We start from the raw sequence: 21,164 nt of genomic DNA, 5'->3' as shown, positions 1-21,164 counted from the left end.
GGCCGAAGCAGACGCCGGACCGGAACGTGCGGACACCACGCCGGAGGCCGGGACGACGCCGGAGCCGGCGCCGCGACCGGCGCCTCAGCCGCCCGCGTGAGGCGTCGCTCCAACGGGGTACGGCGTCACTCCCACTCGATGGTGCCCGGGGGCTTGCTGGTGACGTCCAGCACCACCCGGTTCACCTCGGCCACCTCGTTGGTGATCCGAGTGGAGATCCGGGCGATCACGTCGTAGGGCAGCCGGGACCAGTCGGCGGTCATCGCGTCCTCGCTGGAGACCGGGCGCAGCACCACGGGATGCCCGTAGCTGCGCCCGTCACCCTGGACACCGACGCTGCGCACGTCGGCCAGCAGCACCACCGGGAACTGCCAGACGTCCCGGTCGAGACCGGCGGCGCTGAGTTCCTGGCGGGCGATGAAGTCGGCCCGGCGGAGCACATCGAGCCGCTCCCGGTCTACCGCCCCGATGATCCGGATGGCCAGGCCGGGGCCGGGGAACGGGTGCCGCCAGACCATCGCCTCGGGCAGCCCGAGTTGGAGGCCGAGCGTACGGACCTCGTCCTTGAACAGCGTGCGCAGCGGCTCGACCAGGGCGAACTTCAGGTCCTCGGGCAATCCGCCGACGTTGTGGTGGCTCTTGATGTTGGCGGTACCGGTGCCGCCGCCGGACTCGACCACGTCCGGGTAGAGGGTGCCCTGCACCAGGAACTCGACGTCACCGTGCGAGGCGATCTCCCGGGCGGCGGCCTCGAAGACCCGGATGAACTCCCGGCCGATGATCTTGCGCTTCTGCTCCGGGTCGGTCACGCCGGCCAGCGCGCCGAGGAACCGGTCGGCCGCGTCGACCACCTTCAGCTTGATGCCGGTGGCGGCGACGTAGTCCTTCTCCACCTGCTCGGCCTCGCCCGCGCGCAGCAGCCCGTGGTCGACGAAGACGCAGGTCAACTGATCGCCGACGGCCTTGTGGACGAGCGCGGCGGCGACCGCCGAGTCCACCCCGCCGCTCAGGCCGCAGATGACCTCCTTGTCGCCGACCTGCTCGCGGATCCGGGCCACCTGCTCGTCGATGATGTTCTCGGCCGTCCAGGTCGGCTCGATCCCGGCGATCTCGTAGAGGAAGCGGGTAAGCATTTCCTGCCCGTGCGCGGTGTGCCCCACCTCGGGGTGGAACTGCACGCCGGCCCGCCGGCCGGCCAGGTCCTCGAACGCGGCCACCGGCGCACCGGCCGACTCGGCGGTCACCGTGAAGCCCTCCGGCGCCTCGGTCACGCAGTCTCCGTGGCTCATCCACACCGGCAGGTCGGCCGGCAGGTCACGGAGCAGTACGCCTGGTTCGAGCAGGCGGGGGCGCAGCGGGGTGCCGCCGTACTCGCGGCCGCCGGTGCGGGCCACCGTGCCGCCGAGGGAGCGGGCCATCGCCTGGAACCCGTAGCAGATGCCGAAGACCGGCACGCCCGTGGTGAACAGCCCGTCGTCGACCTGCGGAGCGCCCGGCTCGTAGACGCTGGCCGGGCCGCCGGAGAGGATGATCGCGGCGGGATCGCGGGCCAGCATCTCGGCCACGGGCATGGTGTGCGGGACGATCTCGGAGTAGACCTTCGCCTCGCGTACCCGGCGCGCGATCAGCTGGGCGTACTGGGCTCCGAAGTCGACCACGAGGACAGGACGCGGCAGGCTCATAGCCGGCAATCCTACCGAGCGTGACGCTCCCTCCCCCGCCCACCGCCCCCATCGGCCCTCCCCCGCCGATCTTGCACTTTCGGTCGCCGTTATGACCGCTATACGACGTTATGCACGGACAGCAAGTGCAAGATCGAGGAGACGGGGGGCGGGGGGTGGGGGGTGGGGGGCGGGGTCAGGGGTGGCGGAGGGCGGCGGGGGCGTGTGGGGGGACGGCGGGGTGGTGTGGGGGGACGGGGGGCAGGGGGCGGTAGGGGGAGCCGGGGGCGGGGCGGGGGTCGGGGTCACCCTTGTTGGGCCAGAGGGAGAGGGCGCGCTCGGCCTGGGCGGTGATGGTGAGGGACGGGTTGACGCCGAGGTTGGCCGAGATGGCGGCACCGTCGACGACGTGCAGGCCCGGGTGGCCGTGGACGCGGTGGTAGGGGTCGATCACGCCGTCGGCGGCGGTGGCACCGATCACCGCACCGCCCAGGATGTGCGCGGTCACCGGGATGTCGAACGGCTCGGTCAGCGCGCCGCCCGGCGTACCGTCGATCTCCTCGGCGAGCAGCCGGACCGCCTCGTTGCCGGCCGGGATCCAGGTCGGGTTGGGGCGGCCGTGGCCCGGGCCGGAGACGAGCCGACGGCCGAGCGGCCCACGCCGCAGCCGGAGGGTCAGCGAGTTGTCGGTCGACTGCATCACCAGGGCGATCACCGTACGCTCCGACCAGCGGCGGACGGAGAGCAACCGGGCGGCGACCCGGGGCTGCCGCAGCAACTGGCCGAGCCACCGGCGCAGCCGGTGCGGCCCGCCGTCGACAAGCAGCGACTGGAGCAGCCCCATCGCGTTCGAGCCCCGGCCGTAGCGGACCGGCTCGATGTGGGTCTGTGGATCCGGGTGGAACGAGCTGGTGATGGCCACCCCCTCGGTGAAGTCCACGCCACGCTCGCGGGCCCGCCGGTGCGGCACGGAGGCACCGAGGATCGCCTCCGAGTTGGTCCGGGTCAGCTCGCCGAGTCGGGGCGAGAGGCCGGGCAGGTGGCCACGTTCCCGCATCTCGTGCAGCAACCGCTGGGTGCCCAGCGCGCCGGCGGCGAAGACCACCTGGTCGGCGTGGATCACCTGCCGGCTCCGGCGCAGCCAGGCGCCGGTGCGCTCGGTGTGCACCTGGTACCCGCCGTCGACCGGCCGGACCGCGGTCACCGTGGTCAGTGGATGTACCCGGACGCCGAGCCGTTCGGCCAGCCAGAGATAGTTCTTGACAAGCGTGTTCTTCGCGCCGAAGCGGCAGCCGGTCATGCAGGCGCCGCAGTGGGTGCAGCCGGTACGCTCCGGGCCGGCCCCGCCGAAGTACGGGTCGGCGACCCGCTCCCCCGGCCGTCCGAGGTGCACGCCGACCGGGGTGGCGTGGAAGGTGTGCCCCACTCCCATCCGCTCGGCGACCTGCCGCATCGCCCGGTCCGCCGCGGTGGCGATCGGGTATGTGGTCACCCCGAGCATCCGCTTGGCCTGGTCGTAGTGGGGAGCCAGCTCAGCCCGCCAGTCGGTGAGGTGCCGCCACTGCGGGTCGTCGTAGAAGGCGTCCAGGGGTTCGTAGAGGGTGTTGGCGTACACAAGCGAACCGCCGCCGACGCCCGCTCCGGACAGCACCAGTACGCCGCCGCCGGCCCGCCGGCCGGCCGCCCGGAGCAGGGTGATGCGCTGTAGGCCGAAACAACCGAGCCTCGGCGCCCACAGGAAGCGCCGCAGCCGCCACGACGTCCGCGGAAAATCGTCGTCGGCGAACCGCCGGCCCGCCTCCAGTACGCCGACCGAGTAGCCCTTCTCGGCCAGCCGCAATGCGGCGACGCTGCCGCCGAAACCTGATCCGATGACCACCACGTCGTACCGCATGAACGCATCATTACTCGCGAGTAGCTCTCGCGCCAGGACCCGATTCCGCGCGATCATGCTCCGCACCGCGTCGACCTCGCCCGATCGGGACGCAACCACGAGCCCGGTTCACCGCGTTGGACCGGTATCGACCCAGGCGGGTGTCGAAGTCCACCGCCGAGCCGAGGCGGAGTCGCAGGCGGCGTCGCAGGCGGCCAGGGGTTCGGCAGACGCCCTAAGGAGGCGGGGGATGATGCTCGGAGGAGACCGGAGACGGTTGACGTTGGCGCTGGCCGGTCTGGTCACGCTCGCGGTGGTCGCAGTGATCGGCGTGGTGGTGGCCCGTACGGTCGGCGACGACCGCCGGACACCGACCACCGCCACCGGCGGTCCGAGCGGGTCGCCCAGCCCGAGCCCCAGTCCGAGCCCGAGCCCGCCGCCGGGTGCCGACATCACCGGCCCGCTCAACCTGCTGCTGGTCGGGGTGGACACCCGGGTGAGTGTGCCCGGCTGGGAGCCGCACGCCGACGCCGTACTCGTGCTGCACGTGCCGGCGGGGCTGTCCCAGGCGTACCTCTTCTCTCTCCCCCGCGATCTGGTGGTGGACATTCCGGCGTACAAGCCGGCCGGCTACCCGGGCGGGCGGACCAAGCTCACCCATGCGATGAGCTACGGCAGCCGGGTACCGGACCGCCCCAAGCGACCCGACCCCGCCCAGGGGTATGAGCTGCTGCGCCGCACGGTCAGCGACTACACCGACCTACGCATCGACGCGGGCGCGGTGCTCACCTTCGGCGGCTTCGACGAGTTGGTCGACAGTCTGGGTGGCGTGGACATCCGCGTCGACCAGCGGGTCGTGTCCCGGCACCGGCAGCCCGACGGCAAGCACCGGAAGCCGGGCCCGGGGGTGGGCGGCTACGTCGGGCCACAGATGGTCTACGAACCCGGCGAGCGTCACCTCAACGGCTGGCAGGCCCTCGACTACGCCCGCCAGCGTTACCTACCCGGTGGTGACTACGCCCGGCAACGCCACCACCAGCAGCTGATCCGGGCGCTGATCGGGAAGATCCTCGATGCGGACCTGGCCCGGCAGCCCGAGCGGGTCGAGCAGGTCGTCGCGGCGCTCGGCGACGCACTGCTCTACGTCGGTGGCCGGCGGATCGTGGACTTCGCGTACGCCCTCGGCACGCTGCCGCCGCAGGCGGTCACGCTGGTCGGGCTGCCCGGTGCGTCGGTGGGCCGGGGCAACGCCTACCGGGGCGAGGAACTGACCTCCGTCGGCCGCCGCTTCCTCACCGAGCTGCGCGCCGGCAAGGCCGACGCCTTCCTGGCCGAACATCCGAAACTGAAGGTCAAGAGCTGAGCTGCCCGCCACCGGGCGATGAACGCCTCGCCCGGTGGCGGACGAACCCTAGAGGCGCTTCGGAGCGGCGGGCTTCTTCTTGCCGTAGAGCCAGGCGTCGAAGAGCTTGTCCAGCTTCTCACCGGAGATCCGCTCGGCCAGCGCCACGAACTCCTCCGTGGTGGCGTTGGCGTCGCGCTTCTCCCGCGCCCAGGTCTTGAGGATCTCGAAGAACGCCTTGTCGCCCACGGACACCCGCAGGGCGTGCACCGTCATCGCGCCGCGCTGGTAGACCGACTCGCTGAACATGTTCTTCACCCCCGGCTTGCCCGGCGGCGTACGCCAGACCTCCGCCGGTACCCGCGCCATCCGGATCTCGAACGCCTCCTTCGCGGTGAACTCGTCGGTGTGCTCGGCCCACAACCACTCGGCGTACGACGAGAGACCCTCGTTGAGCCAGATGTCCTGCCACCGACTCAGCGCCACACTGTTGCCGAACCACTGGTGGGCGACCTCGTGCGCGACGACGCCGGTGTTCTCGCCCCGCCGGAAGAAGCCCGCCGAGTAGACCGACCTGCTCTGTGTCTCCAACGCGTACCGGATCCGCTCGTCCGAGACGACCACACCGCCGTACGCCTCGACCGGGTACGGACCGAAGACGGTCTCCAGGTAGTCGGCCACCTTGATGGTCTTGGCCATCGAGGCGTCCGCCGCGCCCTTGGACACCTTCCTGGTCACCGCGTTGAACACCGGCCGTCCCTTGTGGCTGCCCTCGGTGATCCGGAACTTCCCGATCGTCACCATGCTCAGGTAGCTGGCCATCGGCGTGTTCTCGGCCCAGCGCCAGGTGGTCCAGCCGTCGGTGCTGGTCTTGCCGCCCGGGACGCCGTTGCTGATCGCGGTCAGCCCGTCCGGGACGGTGATCTCGAACCGGTAGGTGGCCTTGTCCGACGGGTGGTCGTTCACCGGGAACCAGGTGCTGGCCGACTCGGGCTGGCCGAGCGCGATCGCGCCGTCGCTGGTGTGCAGCCAGCCACCCTCGCCGACCGCCTCGTTCTTCAGCGACTTCGGCTTACCCGCGTACGTGATCTCGGCGGTGAAGTCCCGGCCGGACACCAGCCCGTCGGCCGGAGTCACGACCAGTTCGTTCTTCTCCTGCCGGTGCTGCGCCGGTGCACCGTCCACCGTGACCTCGCTGACCTTCAAATGCGCCAGGTCGAGGTTGAACGACGACAGGTCGGCCGTCGCCTTCGCCTGGACCGTGGTGACACCGCTCAACTGGTCCTTCGCCGGGTCGTAGCGGACCTTCACCGTGTAGCCGGCGACGTCGTAGCCGCCGTTGCCGTAGCTGGGAAAGTACGGATCCCCGGCCCCTGCGGCACCCGGCTGGAAGTCCGGTGCCGGTGCGGCCGACTCGCTCGGCGTTGCCGCGCTCGGCTCCGTCTCCTCCGGGGCGGCCGAATCACAGCCGGTCAGCCCCAACGTCCCCACCAGCAGCAAAGCCACGCTCCGCCGCAGGTGCGTCCGCACACCTGTCATCGCACGTCCTCCCCGTGACACGGGACCGACCGACGGCCGGCCCGCGCGACCGACCGTCCGATCGCAGGCCGCAGCCTACCGATCGAATAATCACCGGAAGTACGTCGATCCGGCGGTTGCGGCGGGCCGTTCTCCGGCCGAGGGTGGCCGGGTGGACGAAGCGCCCGTCAGGGCAGGGCGGGGGCGGCGGTGCCGGTCAGCCAGGTGTCGAAGAACGGGCCCAGCTCACGCCCGGAAACCCGCTCGGCCAGGGCGACGAAGTCGTCGGTGGTGGCCGTGCCGTCCCGACGCTCGCTGGTCCACGTCCGCAGGATCTCGAAGAAGGCGTCGTCGCCGACGGTACGCCGCAGCGCGTGCACGGTCAGCGCCCCACGCTTGTAGACGGCGGTGCTGAACATCTGACCGGGGCCGGGATCGAGGGTGCGCCGGGACCAGTCGGTGGCCGCGTACTGGAGTTCGAAGTTGCGTTGGGCGCTGCGCCCGCCGTCGTGCTCCTCCCACAGCCACTCGGCGTAGCTGGCGAAGCCCTCGTTGAGCCAGATGTCACCCCAGCGGGCCAGCGCCACACTGTTGCCGAACCACTGGTGGGCCAGCTCGTGGGCGACCACGCTGAAGTTCGGCTCACCGCCGCGAAAGAAACCCGGCCCGTAGACCGGCCGGGACTGGGTCTCCAGCGCGTACCCGATCCGGCCGTCGGAGACCACCACGCCGCCGTACGACTCGAAGGGGTACGGCCCGAAGCGGGTGGTCAGGAAGTCGGCGATCTCGCCGGTGCGGGCCAGGGAGGCCGCCGCCGGCCCGGTCGCCGGCAGTCCGTCCGGTACGGCGGTGACCACGGGCTTGCCGGCGTGCTCGTCGGTCTGCACCCGGTAGTCGCCGATCACCAGAGTGGTGAGGTAGCTCGCCATCGGTGCACGTTCGGCCCAGCGCCAGGTGGTCCAGCCGTCGGCGCTGGTCTGCTCCCCCGGTACCCCGTTGCTGAGCGCGGCGAGCCCGTCCGGGACGGTCACCTCAAGGTCGTAGGTGGCCTTGTCCGACGGATGGTCGTTGACCGGGAACCAGGTGGCCGCCGAGTGTGGTTGGCCGAGGGCGATCGCGCCGTCGTCGGTGTGCTGGAAACCGCCACTGCCCAGCACGCCGTCGGCGTCCGCCTCGGGCACGCCGCCGTACGTGACCTCCACCGTGAACCGACTACCGGAGTCGAGCCCCCGGGCCGGGGTGACCACGAGTTCGCCGTCGTCCCGCCGGTGCTCGGCCGAGGCACCGTCCACGGTCACCGAGCTGACCTCCAACCCGGACAGGTCCAGGTTGAATCGGGACAGCGCATGGGTGGCGGTCGCGGTGATCTCGGCGTTGCCGGTGAGCCGGTCATCAGCCGGGTCGTAGCGCACCACGAGCCGGTAGTGGGCCACGTCGTAGCCGCCGTTGCCGCTGCCCGGCACGTACGGGTCGCCGAGATCGACGCTGCCCGCCCGGAACCCGCCCGGCTCCGCCGCGTCCCGGTCCCCGATGCCGATGACCAGTACGACCGCCGCCACCACGGCCGCGATCACCGCCGCCGCACCGGCCCCCCACCACCTGCCAACCCTGCTGCTCACCAGCCCGAGCCTACTGCGCCCGCTCCGTCGATCATGGAGTTGTGGCACGTGGCGAATCGGGCATCACCCATCCGACCGGGTGCCACAACTGCACGATCGACTCGGCGGGAGGGGCGGGCTCAGCGGTCCAGGACCAGGCCGACCTTCTGGAACTCCTTGAGGTCGCGGTAGCCGCACTTGGCCATGGCACGGCGCAGGCCGCCGAAGAGGTTGAGCTGGCCGTCCGGTTCGTCGGCGGGGCCGAAGAGGAGGCGCTCCATCGAGCCGAGGGGCTCACCGGCGGTCTCGAAGGCGCCGCGGGGCAGCGACGGGTGGCTGGCCGCCGAGTGCCACCAGGACCCGCCGGCCGGCGCCTCCTCGCACAGCGACAGCGGCTCGCCGAGCATCACCGCGTCCGCACCGCAGCCGAGGGCCTTGGCGATGTCGCCGGAGGTCCGGATGTCGCCGTCGGCGATCAGGTGCACGTACCGCCCGCCGGTCTCGTCGAGGTAGTCGCGCCGGGCCGCGGCAGCGTCGGCGATCGCGGTGGCCATCGGTACCCGGATGCCGAGCACCGACTCGGTGGTGGACCACTCGTCCCCGCCGATACCGACGATCACGCCGGCCGCGCCGGTGCGCATCAGGTGCAGGGCCGTCTTGTAGTCGGTGCAGCCGCCGACGATGACCGGGAGGTCGAGGTCGGCGATGAACTCCTTGAGGTTGAGCGGCTCGTCGGTGGTCGAGACGTGCTCGGCCGAGACGATGGTGCCCTGGATGACCAGGATGTCGACGCCCGCGTCGAGGATGACCGGCGCCAGCGCCAGGGTGTGCTGCGGGGAGACCCGCACCGCCACCGTGCCGCCACCGTCACGCAGCTCGCGGACCCGTTCGGTGATCAGATCCGGCCGGATCGGCTCGGCGTACACCTCCTGGAGCCGTTTGGTGGCGCGGGCGTCCTCGTCGAGGCCGCCGAGCTCCTCCAGCACCTTGCTCGGGTTCTCGTAGCGGGTCCACAGCCCTTCGACGTTTAGTACGCCGAGCCCGCCGAGCTGACCGAGCCGGACCGCCGAGGCCGGGCTCATCGTCGCGTCGGAGGGGTGCCCGACGCACGGAATGCCGAACTGGTACGCGTCGAGCTGCCATCCGGTGGAGACGTCGTCGACGTCCCGGGTCCGGCGGGACGGCACGATGGCGATGTCGTCCAGGTGGTAGCCGCGCTGCGCGGTCTTGCCCAGCCCGATCTCGACCACGTCACGCATGGGGCACTCCAGATGTCTTCGGGGGTGGTGGGAGAGGTCAGCGGGTGTGGTAGTTGGGCGCTTCGACGGTCATCTGGATGTCGTGCGGGTGGCTCTCCTTGAGCCCGGCCGCGGTGATCCGGATGAGCTGACCCCGCTGGTGCAGCTCGGGGATGTTCTCCGCGCCTGCGTACCCCATCGCCAGGCGCAGGCCGCCGACCAGCTGATGGGCCACCCGGGCCAGCGGCCCACGGTACGGCACCTGGCCCTCGACGCCCTCCGGGACCAGCTTCTCGTCGCTTGTCACGTCCTGCTGGAAGTAGCGGTCCTTGGAGTAGGACTTGGCCTGCCCACGGGACTGCATGGCGCCGAGCGAACCCATCCCGCGGTACGTCTTGAACTGCTTGCCGTTGACGAAGATCAGCTCACCGGGGCTCTCCTCGCAGCCGGCCAGCAGGCTGCCGAGCATCACCGTGTCCGCGCCGGCGACAAGTGCCTTGGCGATGTCGCCGGAATACTGGATGCCGCCGTCCCCGATGACCGGCACGCCGGCCGGGCGGGCCGCCCGGGCGGCCTCCATGATCGCCGTGATCTGCGGAACGCCGACGCCGGCCACGATCCGGGTGGTGCAGATGGCCCCCGGGCCGACACCCACCTTCACGCCGTCGGCACCGGCGTCGACCAGGGCCTTCGCGCCGGCGTAGGTCGCCACGTTGCCGCCGACGATGTCGACGGCGACGTCCTTCTTGAGCCGGCTGACCATCTCCAGCACCGCGCGCTGGTGACCGTGGGCGGTGTCCACGATGATGACGTCGACACCGGCGTCGACAAGCGCCCGGGCCCGCTTGTACGCGTCCTCGCCGACACCGATGGCTGCCGCCACCCGCAGCCGCCCGGCCTCGTCCTTGGTGGCGCTCGGGTACTGCTCGCTCTTGGTGAAGTCCTTGACGGTGATCAACCCGCGCAGCTTGCCGGAGCCGTCGACGATCGGCAGCTTCTCGACCTTGTGCTGGCGCAGCAGGCCGAGCGCCTCGTCCTTGCTCACCCCGACCGGTGCGGTGACCAGCGGCGCCTTGGTCATGATCTCGCGAACCGGCACGGCCGGGTCGGAGACGAAGCGCATGTCCCGGTTGGTGACGATGCCCACCAACTGCCCCTGGGCGTCCACCACCGGCACCCCCGAGATGCGGTAGCGCCCGCAGAGCTGGTCGACCTCGCGCAGGGTGTCGTCCGGACTCGCGGTCACCGGGTTGGTGATCATGCCGGACTCGGAGCGCTTGACCAGGTCGACCTGGAGCGCCTGATCCTCCACCGAGAGGTTGCGGTGCAGCACGCCGATGCCACCCTGGCGGGCCATCGCGATCGCCATCCGGGCCTCGGTGACCGTGTCCATCGCGCTGGACAGCAGCGGGATGGAGAGCGAGACGTTACGGGTCAACCGGGTGATGGTGTTCACCCGGCTCGGTACCACGTCGGACTCACCCGGCTGGAGCAGCACGTCGTCGAAGGTCAGCCCCAGCGGCACCACCCTGGCCGAACCGGCGGGCAGCTCGGGCAGATGGCCGCCCAGCTCGCCGCCCTCGACGCCGGCGGAAAGGTCGGTACGGGGCGAATTCTCCACGATTGCTCTCCTGAGCTGCTCGAACCGGGCTTCAGCGAGGTGGCACGGGGGCACCGGCGAACGCCGGGCGAGGGTGCGTCAGCCTCATCGTACCCACTGAAGCTTTCACCACCTGAACCGCGCGGCGCCCGCCCCGGTAACGGCTCGCGCGACCGGGGGACAGGCGTCGACGGTGGCAGGGGACTACGGTGAGGGGGTGCACGACGATCCCATCGACCCGTTCACCGGCGACCCGACCGATCCGGCGGCCGACCTGGACGCCACCGGCGACGACGCGCCGCTGGACCCACTGACCGACGTCGAGCGCCAGGACGTGCTGGAGGACCTCGCCGACCTGGAGATCTACCAGGCGTTGCTCGCGCCGATCGGCGTACGCGGGCTGGTCATCGAGTGTGAGGACTGCCGGGAACCGCACTACTTCGACTGGGACCTGCTCCGGGGCAACCTGCGGCACCTGCTCAACTCCGGGCGCCCACGGGTGCACGAGCCTGCCTACGATCCCGACCCCGACCACTACGTCACCTGGGACTACGCGCGCGGCTACGCCGACGGCGTGCACGACACCCTCAGCGAGGGCACCGACGACGAGCCCGGCGCGGAGCGCTGACCCGCTGCCGCCAGCTCAACTCGCCCGGACCAGCCCGACCTGCCCGGCCGACTTGACCTGCCAGATCGACCCGACCGGCGTGGCCGACCCGACCGCCGTGGCCAGCCGGACCCCCATGGCCGGCCGGACCGCCATGGCCGGCCGGACCGCCATGGCCGACCCGACTTGCCAGATCGGCCTGACCGGCGTGGTCGGCGAACTCGGCCGGACCGATCCGGCCGGCGAACTCAGGCGACCAGCCCGGCCCGGAAGCCGGCGGCCACGGCGTGCGCCCGGTCGCGGGCACCGAGCTTGCGGAACAGCCGCCGGGCGTGGGTCTTGACGGTGTCCTCGGAGACGAACAGTTCCCGGCCGATCTCGGCGTTGCTCTTGCCCTCGGCCATGCCGAGCAGCACCTGTAGCTCCCGCTCGGTGAGGCCGATCACGGACCGGTCGGTCCGCGCTGGCGATGCGGGCTTGTCCGGCTCGGACTCGGCACCCGGTTCGGCCGGATCGTCGCCACGCTGCACCGGCACCACCGCCGGGCTGCCCGCCGCGTCCGTACCCGCCCAGGCGGTGGGCGCATCGCCGCCGGTGCGACCGCCGGGTGCCGGGCGGGTCGGGCTGCCGACCGCTGCGGCGTCCCGGGCGGGATCAGCGATCCGGTGTCGGTTGGTCCGACCGGGCGCGGCCAGCAGCAGCAGCGCCTTGGCGACGGCGCTGGTCAGATCCTGGTCGACCCCCTGAATCAGCCCACGCGCCCCGGCGCCGATGGTCGCCGCCGCCGCCTCGGACTCCTCGGCACCGAGCAGCAGGACAGCGGCCTGCGGAGCGCGGGCCAGCACCCGGCGGACGAAGCCGACGCTGTCGGGGCGGGTTAGTGCGGTGTCGGCGAGCACCACGTCGGCCGGACGTTCGGCCAGCCGCAACATCACCTCGGGGTCGGAGACCGCCGTCCGGACGGCACCCGACAATCCCAACCGCGCTGCCGCGGAGGTCAGGTGCTGCGCCGCGAGCGGCGTTCGAACGCACACGAGAACGGTACGCACAGGCATCTCCTCTCCGCTGACGAGCAGACCATGACCGGCCCCGGTCGGGAGGAGGTTCCGGGCAATCCTCCCAACTTTTCCGACAGATAGGGCATATGCCGCAATCTGTCAGATGCTTTGGATCAAAGACGTGTGAGGCGAGGGACGCCCGGGTAGGGAGTGGCCAGGCCGGGAACGGTGCGCCTGCGCGGCCCGCCGCCCGGACAACCGGCCACAAGCTGTCTCGCGGTGCCGCGCGAGAGGAGGGGTGCTGATGTCGAACGTACGTAGACTGCCCGGACCCATCATCGACCTCTGGGACTGGCAGCGGCTTGGTGCCTGCCGAGGCCGCGACAGCGCCCAGTTCTTCCACCCCGACGGTGAGCGGGGATCGTCCCGGCTGCGCCGGGAATCCTCCGCCAAGGCCGTCTGCCGTTCCTGCCCCGTCCGCGCCGAGTGCGCCGCGCACGCTCTTGCGGTACGCGAGCCGTACGGCGTGTGGGGTGGCTTCAGTGAGTCCGAGCGGCTGCGGCTGCTCGCGGTCGGCTGGGAGGACCTCGCCGACCGCCGACAGACCCGCGTCGACGTCAACCGGCTGGAGGCCCGGCTGGGCAGCTCGCACCGCTCGACGGTGCCCATCCAGCGCAACGTCGCCTGACCAACCGCACCACCGACGCCGCGTCCCGACCCGAGGGACGCGGCGTCGCGCTGTCCGCCCCACTCCCGCCACTACCGGCGGATCGATCATGAAGTTGTTGTCATCGACACGCCGACGGGGCAACAACAACCTCATGATCAACCGGTGCGGGTGGGTGGTGCGGGTGGGGTGGTGCGGATGGGGTGGTGCGGGTGGGGTCAGGTGACGGTGAGCTTGATGGAGTGCCAGCCGGTGGCGCCGTCGGGCGCGACGCCGCGTGGCTCGCCGGTCTGCGTCTCGCCGGTGCTGTCCGTCGCCCGGACCTGGAGGGTGTGTTCCCCCGGGGTGGCCGGCCACTGCCATGACCACTGCACCCAGGTGTCCACCGAGATGGTCGGCGCCAGTTGGGCCTCCTGCCAGGGCCCTTCGTCGACGCGTACCTCGACGCGGTCGATGCCCCGGTGCTGCGCCCAGGCGACGCCCGCGACCGTGACCGGGCCGGCGGCCGGCCGGTTGCGCGGGCGGGGCGTGTCGATCCGCGACTGCGTCTTCACCGGCCCCTGCGCCGACCACCCCCGGGGCACCCAGTACGCGTCGAAGTCCGCGAAGCTGGTCAACTCCAGTTCGGTGATCCACTTGCACGCCGACACGTAGCCGTACAGGCCCGGCACCACCATCCGGGCCGGGAAGCCGTGCTGCACCGGCAGCGGCTCGCCGTTCATGCCGACGGCAAGCAACGCGTCCCGCCCGTCACGCAGCACGGCGGTCGGGGTGCCACAGGTCCAACCGTCCACCGAACGCCCGACCACCTGGTCGGCTCCGTCCAGCGGCCCCACCTCGTCGAGCAGTTCCCGGATCGGTACGCCGAGCCACCGCGCGTTGCCGATCAGGTCGCCGCCGACCTCGTTGGAGACGCAGGCCAGCGTCACGTACCGCTCCACCATGGGCCGGGCGAGCAGATCGGCGTAGCTCAGCGTGACCGGGTTACGGACCCGGCCGTGAATGCGCAACTGCCAGGTCGTCGGATCGACCTGCGGCACCACAAGCGCGGTGTCGATCCGGTAGAAGCTCCGGTTCGACGTGACGTAGCTGGTCAGCCCGGGCTGGGCCAGGTCGGCGCCGGCCGGCACCGCTGGTGCGGCGGAGACCGGGGCCGGCAGCGTGATCGCCTCGCGGGCGGCCGACACCCCCTGACGGCCAGCGAGCCACCGCCCGGCGACTCCCCCGACGGCGGCCACCCCGAGCACCGTGCCGACACCGGTGAGGAACCGCCGCCGCGAGTCCGGGTCGACCCGCCGCCCCGGCGCTGCGGGGCCTGACGGGCCACCGGGGTCCGACGGGCGTCCGAGGGCCGGCGGGCTTCCCGGGACCGACGGGCTTCCGGCCGACGCGGTCGGGTCGGTCGCCGTCCCGTCGGGGACCCCGGCGGTTCCGACCGGATCCGGGTCCGGCTCGGCAGCGGGACCGGTCACGGAGGGCGGGCCGACCGGCGTCGGCGGGGACCAGGGCCAGGGGTCGAGTTCGAGCGGACCGGCGACGAACGCCCAGAGCGCCACCCCGCCGACCACCGCTCCGACCAGCGACGGCAGCACGTCGGCGGCGTCCGCGCCGGCCCGGGTCAGGGCCGCTGCCGCGCCGATCCCGCCGAAGACGACGATGCCGGCCAGGCCGACCGTCAGGCGGCGGACGGCCAGCATGCCCAACAGGGCAGCGAAGCCGCCGAGCAGCAATGCCGTACCGACCAGCAGGGCGATCTTGTCGTACGTGCCGAAGACCTCGATGCCGAACCGCTTGACCGGCTCGGGGGCGGTGTCCACGACGAGACCGCCGACCGCGACGAGCGGGGACGAGCGGGGGCCGGTCAGGGCGGCGACCAGTTCGGCGGTGCCGATGGCCGCCGCAGCGGCGGCGACGCCGGCCAGGGCCGCGAACCGGGGTGTCGTGCTGCTCACCCGCCCAGTGTTTCCCACCGACCAACGGTCCGGAAGTCGCCGTCGGCGTTCCGTAACCTCTCGTCACCGGTACACAGCCCGGTCGGCGTCCGACGCCCCGGAGCCACGCCCGACGACGCTCGGGGCACGCCCGACGCCAGCCGGGGCACGACCGAGGCCGCCCGAAGCCGGCCGGGACGCGACCGAAGTCAACCCGGGGCACGACCGCCCAGACTCAAGACGCGTGGGGCGCACCGTCTGGTCGACGGTGCGCCCCACGTTCGGCGTACGGCAGGCTCAGAAGCCCGGGCCGTGCTGGTGGCTGTGACCGTGGCCGTGCGAGTGGCCGTGGCCACCCGCGGCGGGCTCCGGCTCGGCCGGCTTCTCCACCACCAGGCTCTCGGTGGTGAGCAGCAGACCGGCGATCGACGCGGCGTTGGTGACCGCGTTGCGGGTCACCTTGACCGGGTCGATGATGCCAGCCTTGGTCAGGTCGACGTACTCGCCGACGGCGGCGTCGAGGCCGTGGCCCCAGTCGCTGCCGGTGACCTTCTGCACGACGACGTAGCCGTCGTGGCCGGCGTTCTGGGCGATCCAGCGCAGCGGCTCGACAAGTGCCTTACGCACGATCGACACGCCGACCTTCTCGTCGCCGGTGAAGCCGAGGTCGTCGTCGAGCACCGACAGGATCTGCGCCAGGGCGGCGCCTCCGCCGGGCACGGTGCCCTCCTCGACCGCGGCCTTGGTCGCGGCGATGGCGTCCTCGATGCGGTGCTTGCGCTCCTTCATCTCGACCTCGGTGGCCGCACCGACCTTGACCACCGCCACACCGCCGGAGAGCTTGGCCAGCCGCTCGGCGAGCTTCTCCCGGTCCCACTCGGAGTCCGAGGCCTCGATCTCCTTGCGGATCTGCGCGACCCGGTCGGCCACCTCGCTGGCCTGGCCACCACCCTCGACGACGGTGGTGTTCTCCTTGTCGACCACGATGCGCCGGGCGCTGCCCAGCACCTCCAGGCCGACCTGGTCGAGCTTGTAGCCGAGCTCCGGGGCGACCAGCTCGGCGCCGGTGAGGATCGCCATGTCCTGGAGCATCGCCTTGCGGCGGTCACCGAAGCCGGGCGCCTTGACCGCGCAGACCTTGATGGTCTTGCGAATGGCGTTTACCACCAGGGTGGACAGCGCCTGACCCTCGACGTCCTCGGCGATGATGAGCAGCGGCTTGTTGTTCTGGAGGACCTTCTCCAGCAGCGGCAGCAGCTCCTCGATCGCGGAGATCTTCTGCGTGGTGATCAGGACGTACGCGTCCTCCAGCACCGACTCCTGCGACTCCGCGTCGGTGACGAAGTTCGGCGAGATGAAGCCCTTGTCGAACTGGAGGCCCTCGGTGACGTCCAGCTCGGTGTGCAGCGCGGAGCCTTCCTCGACGGTGATCACACCGTCACGGCCGACCTTCTCCATCGCCTCGGCGATCAGCTCGCCGATGGTGGCGTCCTGCGCGGAGATCGTCGCGACGTGCGCGACCGACTTCTTGTCGGAGACCTCGACGGCCTTGCCGAGCAGCGCCTCGGAGACCTTGGTGGCGGCGGCGTCGATGCCCCGCTTGAGGCCGGCCGGGTTGGCGCCCGCGGTGACGTTGCGCAGGCCCTCACGGACCATGGCCTGGGCGAGCACGGTCGCGGTGGTGGTCCCGTCGCCGGCGACGTCGTTGGTCTTGGTCGCCACCTCCTTGACCAGCTGCGCGCCGAGGTTCTCGTACGGGTTGGTGAGCTCGATCTCCTTGGCGATGGTCACACCATCGTTGGTGATCGTCGGCGCACCGAATTTCTTGTCGAGGACGACGTTGCGCCCGCGCGGCCCGAGGGTGACCTTGACCGCGTCAGCGAGCGCGTTGACACCGTGCTCCAGCAGGTGCCGGGCGTCGTCCGAGAAGCTCAGGATCTTCGCCATCTATGTCCCTTCGAAAGCGACGTTGCCCCGGCCCGGCGAGCCGGACCGGGGCAACGACACTGATCGGTTGCTTACTTCTCGATGACCGCGAGGACGTCGCGGGCGGAGAGCACCAGGTACTCCTCGCCGGCGTACTTGACCTCGGTGCCGCCGTACTTCGAGTAGAGAACGGTGTCGCCGACGGAGACGTCGATCGGCACGCGGTTGCCCTTGTCGTCGATCCGGCCCGGGCCGACAGCGAGGACGGTGCCCTCCTGCGGCTTCTCCTTGGCGGTGTCGGGGATCACGATGCCCGAGGCGGTGGTGGTCTCGGCCTCGTTCGCCTGGACCACGATGCGGTCCTCGAGCGGCTTGATCGCAACCTTGGTCGCGGTAGTCACGGGCATACCCTCCTGGGGTACTTGGTTTCGTTGCCGATCGGCATGCCGACCAGCGTCAATCTGCCACATGCCACCGGGCGGGGCCGTCGTCGCGGGTGCCGGTCCGCCTGGCGTTCAACCCTCGGACACCAGGGCCCGAAGGTTGGCACCCTCAGGGTGAGAGTGCTAATCGCAGGTTATTCCTCGGCTAGCACTCCGTCAAGGAGAGTGCCAATCCGCCACCCCCGTGTCGCCACGCTCGCGCACCCGCACCGCCACTCTTTCCGCAGTCTTCCGTCGCCGTTCGCCAGGGTTGACCGCAACACGCCGACAGTGCCTTCCCGCCGAGCGCGCCGACCCTTACTCTCCGGCGCGACCACGTCACGGAGGGCGGGCAGATGGCGGACATACCAACCCTGGGATTCCTGCGCGACCAGTTGCGCCGGGCCCGCAAGGTACGCGGGCTGAGCCAGGAGGAGCTGAGCAAAATGATCAACTATTCCCCGTCGGCGGTGAGCGCGATGGAAATCGGTCCGAACCAGCTGAGCGCCGATTACCTGGCCCGGTTCGACAAGGTGCTGGAGACCGGCGGCCTCTTCGTCGGGATGCTGGAGCTGATCCGGCTGCACGCCGAGCCGGACTGGTTCCGGCCGTGGGGCGAGATCGAACGCGAGGCGGTCGCGCTGCGCTGGTACGACCCGGCCGTGGTGCCGGGCCTGCTCCAGACCGAGGCGTACGCGCGGGCGATGCTCCGGGCCGGCCCACCGCTTACCGACGAGCAGATCGAGAAGCGGGTGCTGGCCCGGATGGCCCGGCAGGAGGTGCTCGCCCGCGAGGAGCCGCCGCAGCTCGTCGCGGTGCTCGACGAGCAGGTGCTGCGCCGGCAGGTGGGCGAGCGCGCGACGATGCGCGAGCAGTTGGAGCACCTGCGCAGCCTCACCGACCGCCCGCACGTCCAGGTACGCGTCATCCCGGCCGAGACCCCGTGGTACGTCGGACTCAACGGGCCGTTCGTGCTGGCCCGGCTCGCCGACGGCACCGAGGTGGCGCACCTGGACAACCAGCTCCGGGGGCACACTGTGGACAGCCCGAACGACCTTGCCAGCCTCGGACGACGTTGGGAGACTGTGGCCGGTGAGGCGCTGCCGCGCCGGCAGTCCGCCCGCCTGATCGAGGAAGTGGCGAAGTCATGGACCTGACCCGTGCCGCCTGGCGCACGTCCTCCCGCAGCAACAGCAATGGCGGCGCCTGCGTCGAGGTCGCCGACAACCTGCCCGGCGTGGTCGCCGTACGCGACAGCAAGGACCCGGCCGGCCCGGTGCTCGCCTTCACCCCGGCTGCCTGGCGCGCCTTCGTCGCCCCCCACGCCCCCACCCGCTAGACCCGGCCCCGACGCGGCGTCCGCCCGCGCCGCGCGCCCGCCCACCGCCTCCCGGCCCGACTCGGCTCGGCTCGCTCAGCTCGACTCGGCCCGACTCGGCTCGCTCAGCTCGACTCAGCTCGACTCGGCCCGAATCGGCCCGAATCGGCTCGCTCGGCCCGACTCGGCTCGCTCAGCTCAGCTCGGCCCGACTCGGCCCGGCCAGGCCCGGCCCAAGCCGGCCCACCCCGGCCCGGGCTGCCGAGTTGCCCGACCTCGCCCCGCGGGTGTGCGCGCGGGTTGCGGCATGACGCGGCCTCCCGCCGAGCTGACAGCCCAAGATGCCGCAACCCGCGCCTTCCGGCCGGCGTGAGGGCCCAAGATGCCGCAAGTCGCGACCGGCATGCCCGCAAGAGGCCGGCCGGGGCCTCCGGCGGGGCGGACGGGGGCGGGACGGAAGAATGGGGCGGGTGGATCTGGAGCAGTTCGCCGCGTTGCGTACCGCTGAGGGGTCGGCCGCGCTCGACGCGGCGGCCCGGGTGGCCGGCGGTGATCCGCTGGTCGCGGCGGCGGCGCTGCGCTCGGCCGGGGTGCCGGCCGGGCTCGCGGCGGCGGCGCTGACCCAGGCGGAGCTGCGCCGCCGGGCGACCGGCAAGTTCGGGCCGGCGGCGGCCGGCATGTTCTTCACCCGGCCGGGGCTGGAGCAGGCCACCCGGCAGGTCGTCGCCGACCGGCGGGCGCGGCGGCTGCGCGCCGCCGGGGTGAGCACGCTTGCCGACCTGGGCTGCGGGCTGGGCGCCGACGCGCTCGCCGCCGCCCGCACCGGCTTCCGGGTGTACGCGGTGGAGGCGGACCCGCTCACCGCTGCGCTGGCCGAGGCGAACGCCCAGGCCGCCGGGCTGGCCGACCTGGTCACCGTCGAGTGCGGCGACGCGACGGCGTTCGACGTGACCCGGGTCGAGGCGGTCTTCTGCGACCCGGCCCGACGCCGGGCCGGCACCGGCCGCCGGATCTTCGACCCGAACTCGTACTCGCCGCCGTGGGACTTCGTGACCGGCCTGGCCGAGCGGGTGCCGCACACGGTGGTGAAGGTCGCGCCGGGGATCGACCACGCGCTGATCCCGCCCGGTGCCGAGGCCGAGTGGGTGAGCGTCGACGGCGACCTGGTCGAGGCGGCCCTCTGGTGTGGCGAACTGGCCGAGCTGCCCCGCCGCGCGACAGTGCTGAAGGAGAAACTTTCGGCTGTCGTCCCGAGCGGAGCAGCAGTTTCCTCCGGCCACCCGACCGACGGGGAAAGCCGGCACACCGACGGAGCCGGCGGCGGAAGCCGGCACACCGACGGCCCGGCGACGTACCAGCTGACCGGAACCGGGGCACGTGAGGCGGTGGTCGGGCCGGTGCGACGCTTCGTCTACGACCCGGATCCGGCGGTGGTCCGGGCTCACCTGGTGGCCGAGCTGGCGGCCGAGCTGGACGCCACGTTGGCCGACCCGACAATCGCCTACCTCTACGCCGACGCAGCCCAGCGCACGCCGTACGCCCGTTGCCTGGAGGTGACCGACGTGCTGCCGTTCTCCCTCAAGCGGCTGCGGGCGTTGCTGCGGGAACGGCAGGTCGGCCGGGTGGAGATCCTCAAGCGCGGCTCCGCGTTGGAACCCGAGCGACTCCGGCGCGACCTGCGGCTGGCCGGCGACCAGCCGGCGAGCCTGGTGCTCACCCGGGTCGCCAGCGCCCCGACGGTCCTGCTCTGCCGCCCGGTGGCCTGAACCCGAGCCCCCGGAGCCGAACCACCGGCTGAGAAGGCACTGGCTCGGGTATCGGGCCGGGGCTACCTTGGCGGACATGGCGGGACGTGGCACCCCGGCGATCGCGCTGCTGGCGAAGCGGAAGGTCGACCATCGCACCCATCCGTACGACGTCTCGCCTGACGAGCCCAACTATGGCGCGCTGGTCGCCGCCGCGCTCGCGGTGGCGCCCGAGCGGGTCTTCAAGACTCTGGTCACCGAGGTTGACGGGGCGCTGACGGTGGCGGTGGTGCCGGTGACCGGCGATCTCGACCTCAAGGCGCTGGCGGCGGCCGTGGGCGGCAAGCGGGCCACGCTGGCCGAGCGGGCGGCGGCCGAGCGGGCCACGGGGTACGTGCGCGGCGGCATCAGCCCACTGGGCCAGCGGCGACGCCTGCCCACTGTCCTCGACGTCTCCGCCCTGGCGCACCCGACGGTGTACGTCTCGGCCGGCCGCCGAGGGCTCCAGGTGGAGCTGAGCCCCGGGGATCTGGTCGCGCTCACCGACGCGCAGACCGCACGCCTCGCCGCCGTCTGACCCGGCCGGAGGAGTCCCGGCTGAACGGGACGCCGGCACCGGAACACGGACGGTGGCGGCGCGATGTCGAGGGCGTTGCTGAATTGTTACCGCTGACAACAAACTCATGACCGGCGCACCCTTGTGCTGGCGTGTGGCGCGCA

General features: G+C 71.9%; 17 protein-coding genes and 2 pseudogenes. 8 read left to right on the top strand and 11 right to left on the bottom strand.

Going from position 1 to position 21,164, the window contains the following annotated elements:
* Nucleotides 1-125 precede the first annotated feature (125 nt).
* Nucleotides 126-1,682 (bottom strand): glutamine-hydrolyzing GMP synthase, encoded by a 1,557-nt coding sequence (gene guaA, locus ACFY2A_RS18260; RefSeq protein WP_387172932.1) that lies wholly within the window; start codon nt 1,680-1,682, stop codon nt 126-128.
* 175 nt (nt 1,683-1,857) lie between these two features.
* On the bottom strand, nt 1,858-3,555 hold the full coding sequence (locus ACFY2A_RS18255; RefSeq protein WP_387172930.1) for an FAD-dependent oxidoreductase: 1,698 nt from the start codon (nt 3,553-3,555) through the stop codon (nt 1,858-1,860).
* Between the two features lie 229 nt (nt 3,556-3,784).
* Here ACFY2A_RS18255 and ACFY2A_RS18250 point away from each other — a divergent pair, with 229 nt between their 5' ends.
* Nucleotides 3,785-4,897, top strand: coding sequence for an LCP family protein (locus tag ACFY2A_RS18250; RefSeq protein WP_363925654.1), 1,113 nt, complete (start codon nt 3,785-3,787; stop codon nt 4,895-4,897).
* A 48-nt stretch (nt 4,898-4,945) separates the two neighbouring features.
* Here the strand turns inward: ACFY2A_RS18250 and ACFY2A_RS18245 are convergent, their stop codons facing one another.
* From ACFY2A_RS18245 to guaB, 4 genes are all read right to left on the bottom strand, one after another.
* A complete protein-coding gene (locus ACFY2A_RS18245; protein ID WP_387172928.1) occupies nt 4,946-6,415 on the bottom strand; it encodes a M1 family metallopeptidase in 1,470 nt (489 codons plus the stop codon).
* Nucleotides 6,416-6,582: 167 nt separating this feature from the next.
* Complete coding sequence (locus ACFY2A_RS18240) at nt 6,583-8,013, bottom strand: M1 family metallopeptidase (protein WP_387172926.1); 1,431 nt, start codon at nt 8,011-8,013, stop codon at nt 6,583-6,585.
* 119 nt (nt 8,014-8,132) lie between these two features.
* A complete protein-coding gene (locus tag ACFY2A_RS18235) occupies nt 8,133-9,251 on the bottom strand; it encodes a GuaB3 family IMP dehydrogenase-related protein (RefSeq protein WP_387172924.1) in 1,119 nt (372 codons plus the stop codon).
* Nucleotides 9,252-9,288: 37 nt separating this feature from the next.
* Nucleotides 9,289-10,851 (bottom strand): IMP dehydrogenase, encoded by a 1,563-nt coding sequence (guaB, locus tag ACFY2A_RS18230; RefSeq protein WP_387172922.1) that lies wholly within the window; start codon nt 10,849-10,851, stop codon nt 9,289-9,291.
* Nucleotides 10,852-11,047: 196 nt separating this feature from the next.
* Between guaB and ACFY2A_RS18225 the strand changes: the two genes are divergently transcribed.
* Nucleotides 11,048-11,458: a DUF5319 domain-containing protein gene (locus ACFY2A_RS18225; RefSeq protein ID WP_363925658.1), complete on the top strand. Its 411-nt coding sequence runs from the start codon at nt 11,048-11,050 to the stop codon at nt 11,456-11,458.
* Nucleotides 11,459-11,473: 15 nt separating this feature from the next.
* On the opposite strand, the gene ACFY2A_RS18220 is transcribed toward ACFY2A_RS18225, so the two are convergent.
* Complete coding sequence (locus tag ACFY2A_RS18220) at nt 11,474-11,611, bottom strand: hypothetical protein (RefSeq protein ID WP_387172920.1); 138 nt, start codon at nt 11,609-11,611, stop codon at nt 11,474-11,476.
* Between the two features lie 74 nt (nt 11,612-11,685).
* Entirely contained in the window at nt 11,686-12,486 is an 801-nt protein-coding gene (locus ACFY2A_RS18215) for a response regulator transcription factor (protein WP_387172918.1), read from the bottom strand.
* Between the two features lie 253 nt (nt 12,487-12,739).
* On the opposite strand from ACFY2A_RS18215, the gene ACFY2A_RS18210 reads away from it, so the two are divergent.
* On the top strand, nt 12,740-13,123 hold the full coding sequence (locus tag ACFY2A_RS18210; RefSeq protein ID WP_387172916.1) for a WhiB family transcriptional regulator: 384 nt from the start codon (nt 12,740-12,742) through the stop codon (nt 13,121-13,123).
* 197 nt (nt 13,124-13,320) lie between these two features.
* Here the strand turns inward: ACFY2A_RS18210 and ACFY2A_RS18205 are convergent, their stop codons facing one another.
* The 3 genes from ACFY2A_RS18205 to groES form a co-directional block, all read right to left on the bottom strand.
* Complete coding sequence (locus tag ACFY2A_RS18205) at nt 13,321-15,054, bottom strand: molybdopterin-dependent oxidoreductase (RefSeq protein WP_387172914.1); 1,734 nt, start codon at nt 15,052-15,054, stop codon at nt 13,321-13,323.
* Nucleotides 15,055-15,330: 276 nt separating this feature from the next.
* Nucleotides 15,331-16,980 (bottom strand): chaperonin GroEL, encoded by a 1,650-nt coding sequence (gene groL, locus ACFY2A_RS18200; RefSeq protein WP_387172912.1) that lies wholly within the window; start codon nt 16,978-16,980, stop codon nt 15,331-15,333.
* Between the two features lie 71 nt (nt 16,981-17,051).
* A complete protein-coding gene (groES, locus tag ACFY2A_RS18195) occupies nt 17,052-17,366 on the bottom strand; it encodes a co-chaperone GroES (RefSeq protein WP_089155197.1) in 315 nt (104 codons plus the stop codon).
* Between the two features lie 371 nt (nt 17,367-17,737).
* On the opposite strand from groES, the gene ACFY2A_RS18190 reads away from it, so the two are divergent.
* From ACFY2A_RS18190 to ybaK, 5 genes and pseudogenes are all read left to right on the top strand, one after another.
* Entirely contained in the window at nt 17,738-18,538 is an 801-nt protein-coding gene (locus ACFY2A_RS18190; protein WP_387172909.1) for a helix-turn-helix domain-containing protein, read from the top strand.
* The gene (locus tag ACFY2A_RS18185; protein ID WP_387172907.1) at nt 18,529-18,720 is read left to right on the top strand and encodes a DUF397 domain-containing protein; all 192 of its coding nucleotides are present in this window, start codon (nt 18,529-18,531) and stop codon (nt 18,718-18,720) included. The genes ACFY2A_RS18190 and ACFY2A_RS18185 overlap by 10 nt, the downstream gene beginning before the upstream one ends.
* A 320-nt stretch (nt 18,721-19,040) precedes the next feature.
* A pseudogene (locus ACFY2A_RS18180) lies at nt 19,041-19,613 on the top strand (hypothetical protein); the annotation flags it as partial.
* Between the two features lie 441 nt (nt 19,614-20,054).
* Nucleotides 20,055-20,465: pseudogene (locus ACFY2A_RS18175) on the top strand (SAM-dependent methyltransferase); the annotation flags it as partial.
* A 76-nt stretch (nt 20,466-20,541) separates the two neighbouring features.
* Nucleotides 20,542-21,021 carry a Cys-tRNA(Pro) deacylase gene (ybaK, locus tag ACFY2A_RS18170; protein WP_387172905.1) on the top strand — a complete coding sequence of 160 codons (480 nt, stop codon included), beginning with the start codon at nt 20,542-20,544 and terminating at the stop codon, nt 21,019-21,021.
* Nucleotides 21,022-21,164: the final 143 nt, after the last annotated feature.

Origin of the sequence: Micromonospora sp. NPDC000442, assembly GCF_042898635.1 — a bacterium.
GTDB lineage: Bacteria > Actinomycetota > Actinomycetes > Mycobacteriales > Micromonosporaceae > Micromonospora.
This window is presented reverse-complemented; position numbering and strand designations above follow the sequence as displayed.